Source organism: Mycobacterium sp. NPDC006124 (assembly GCF_040614235.1).
Classification (GTDB): Bacteria; Actinomycetota; Actinomycetes; order Mycobacteriales; family Mycobacteriaceae; genus Mycobacterium.
Genome location: NZ_JBEXUA010000042.1, coordinates 1 through 1466 on the forward strand (window position 1 = coordinate 1; position 1466 = coordinate 1466).

Consider the following 1466-nt stretch of genomic DNA (forward strand, 5'->3'; position numbering starts at 1 on the left):
CATGCACTCGGTGGTGTTCGCCGGCTTCTCCGCCAGCGCCCTGAAGGCCCGCGTCGAGGACGCCGAGGCCAAGCTCGTCATCACCACCGACGGGCAGTACCGCCGCGGCAAGGCCGCGTCGTTGAAGGAGGCCGTCGACGAAGCCGTCGAGGCGTCCGATTCCGTCGAACACGTGCTCGTCGTCAAGCGCACCGGGATCGACGTCGGCTGGACCGAGGGCCGCGACCTGTGGTGGCACGACGTCGTCGACGCCGCGTCGACGCACCACGAGCCCGAGGCCTTCGACTCCGAGCACCCGCTGTTCCTGCTGTACACCTCGGGCACCACCGGCAAGCCCAAGGGCATCATGCACACCACCGGCGGCTACCTCACGCAAAGCAGCTACACCCATGTCAACGTCTTCGACGTCAAACCCGAGACCGACGTGTACTGGTGCACCGCCGACATCGGCTGGGTCACCGGGCACACCTACATCGTCTACGGCCCGCTCTCCAACGGCGTCACCCAAGTCGTCTACGAGGGCACTCCCACCTCGCCCACCGAGCACCGTCACTTCGAGATCATCGAGAAGTACGGCGTGACGATCTACTACACCGCCCCCACGCTGGTGCGAACGTTCATGAAGCTGGGCCGCCAAAACGCCGCCGACCACGATCTGTCGAGCCTGCGTCTGCTGGGTTCGGTCGGCGAGCCCATCAACCCCGAGGCGTGGCGCTGGTACCGCACCGTCTTCGGCGCCGACCAGACCCCCATCGTCGACACCTGGTGGCAGACCGAGACCGGTTCGATCATGATCTCCCCGCTGCCCGGCGTCACCGACACCAAACCCGGGTCGGCCATGACCCCGCTGCCCGGCATCTCGGCGATCATCGTCGACGACGACGGCAACCGGCTCGAGCCCGGCACCGACCACGGCGAGCAGGCCAGCGGTTACCTGGTGCTCGACAAGCCGTGGCCCTCGATGCTGCGCGGCATCTGGGGCGACCCCGAGCGCTTCCAGGAGACCTACTGGTCCCGCTTCGCCGAACAGGGCTGGTACTTCGCCGGCGACGGCGCCCGCTACGGCACCGACGGCGAGATCTGGGTTCTCGGCCGCATCGACGACGTCATGAACATCTCCGGCCACCGCATCTCCACCGCCGAGGTCGAGTCCGCACTCGTCGGGCACTCCGGGGTCGCCGAAGCCGCCGTCGTCGGCGCCACCGACGAGCAGACCGGCCAAGCCATCTGCGCGTTCGTCATCCTCAAGGCCTCGGCGAAGGGTGGCGAGGAGGACATGGTCGACGAACTGCGCAAGCAGGTTGCCACCGAGATCTCCCCCATCGCCCGCCCACGCGAGATCCACGTCGTGCCCGAACTACCCAAGACCCGCAGCGGCAAGATCATGCGACGCCTGCTCCGAGACGTCGCCGAAGGCCGCGAACTCGGCGACACCTCCACCCTCGTCGACCCCAGCGTCTTCGAAG

At 67.8% G+C, this 1466-nt stretch carries 1 protein-coding gene; it reads left to right on the forward strand.

From position 1 onward, the window contains the following. The coding region (gene acs / locus ABZ195_RS28625) for an acetate--CoA ligase (RefSeq protein WP_355223255.1) at positions 1–1466 on the forward strand (1466 nt) is incomplete at both ends.